This is a genomic window from Azohydromonas caseinilytica (genome assembly GCF_012927045.1).
GTDB lineage: Bacteria > Pseudomonadota > Gammaproteobacteria > Burkholderiales > Burkholderiaceae_C > Azohydromonas > Azohydromonas caseinilytica.
In genome coordinates this window covers 1-1,309 of the sequence record NZ_JABBFW010000093.1, presented here as the reverse complement: position 1 = coordinate 1,309, position 1,309 = coordinate 1, and the positions used below count along the sequence as shown (strand labels likewise).

The window sequence follows — 1,309 nt, the reverse complement described above, 5'->3', positions numbered from 1 at the left end:
CTTCTGCTCGGTGACCAGCTTCACCGCCTCGGCACGGAACTCCGCCGTGTAGCTCTGATTCTTCTTCATCCTCTTGCCCGTCTGCTCTCTGTTCGAGGCGGGTGTCCACGGAAGTCAGGCTACCTCACACGCTATCGTCGGTGGTCCATGGGCTGCGTGGGCACAGCATTGGGACGCTGCACCTGCGATCCTGGCCATGCCCCGGCACATTCACTGCGCCCAGGACTGTCCGAATGAAGCAGTCGATGCAGGGCACATGTACGCCCGGGCCAAGTCGGCCCGCACCTGCGGCTCGCTGACGTTCAGGCAAGTCCCCCATTGCCGCAGGCGGCCGGCACGGCGACGCCATATGCTCCCAAAATGGGAGCACAATTGCGCCATGCGAGTGATTTCCAAAGTGACGCTGGTGCAGTTTTGGACTGAGCACCCAGCGGCAAGGCAGGCGCTGCAGACATGGTTTGAGGACGCCAGCCATGCGCAGTGGCACTCGCCGCAGGACATCAAGCGCCGCTACGCCAGCGCGAGCTTCGTGGCGCACAACCGCGTGGTGTTCAACATCAAGGGCAACGACTACCGGCTGGTGGTGGCGGTGGCCTACCGGTTCCAAGCCCTGTACGTGAAGTTCGTCGGCACGCACGCGCAGTACGACGCCATCGACGCCGCCACTGTGGAGCCCCTGTGATGAAACCCGACGCCTACCCCCTGCACCCTATCCGTACCGAGACCGACTACCAGGCCGCGCTGAAGCTAGTGGCGCCGTACTTCGACCATGAGCCTGAGCCCGACAGCGAGGCGGGGGCGCATTTCGAGGCGCTGCTGGTGCTCATCGAGGCCTACGAGGCCAAGCATTACCCCATCGAGCCGCCGGACCCGGTGGAAGCCATCAAGTTCCGCATGGAGCAGATGGGGCTGACCCCGCACGACCTGGAGCCCATGATCGGCGGGCGCGGGCGAGTCTCGGAAGTGCTCAACCGCCGACGCCCACTGAGCCTGAACATGATCCGGCGGCTGCATGACGGCCTGGGCATTCCAGCCGAGACGCTGATTCGGGCGCCACACGCGTAAAGGCACCATGCCTTCCTTCACCCGCTGCCGGCCCATTGAAACCGATGCGATGACCCGCCTGCGTTGTACGCGTCGCTTCCAGTAGTTCACATAACGTCCTGACGCTCATGATCGAGGTGTAGGCGCCAATTAGTAATGTCGCATTCCAGCCAAGTAGAGATGTCGCACTGTCCCAGCCCTGGGCACTGCTGGGGGCACGGCCATGGCGACGGATGGAGCGACGATCACGATGAGCATGCGCGAA

General features: G+C 63.6%; 2 protein-coding genes. Both read left to right on the top strand.

The genetic code is table 11. From position 1 onward, the window contains the following. Nucleotides 1-379 precede the first annotated feature (379 nt). A complete protein-coding gene (locus tag HHL10_RS30100; protein ID WP_169164106.1) occupies nt 380-682 on the top strand; it encodes a type II toxin-antitoxin system HigB family toxin in 303 nt (100 codons plus the stop codon). Continuing rightward, nucleotides 682-1,065 (top strand): helix-turn-helix domain-containing protein, encoded by a 384-nt coding sequence (locus tag HHL10_RS30095; protein ID WP_169164105.1) that lies wholly within the window; start codon nt 682-684, stop codon nt 1,063-1,065. The genes HHL10_RS30100 and HHL10_RS30095 overlap by 1 nt, the downstream gene beginning before the upstream one ends. Nucleotides 1,066-1,309: the final 244 nt, after the last annotated feature.

What these genes read in the sequence shown, in the direction of transcription:
- HHL10_RS30100 (WP_169164106.1), top strand. Translation starts at nt 380, where the DNA reads ATGCGAGTGATTTCCAAAGTGACGCTGGTGCAGTTTTGGACTGAGCAC.
- HHL10_RS30095 (WP_169164105.1), top strand. Translation starts at nt 682, where the DNA reads ATGAAACCCGACGCCTACCCCCTGCACCCTATCCGTACCGAGACCGAC.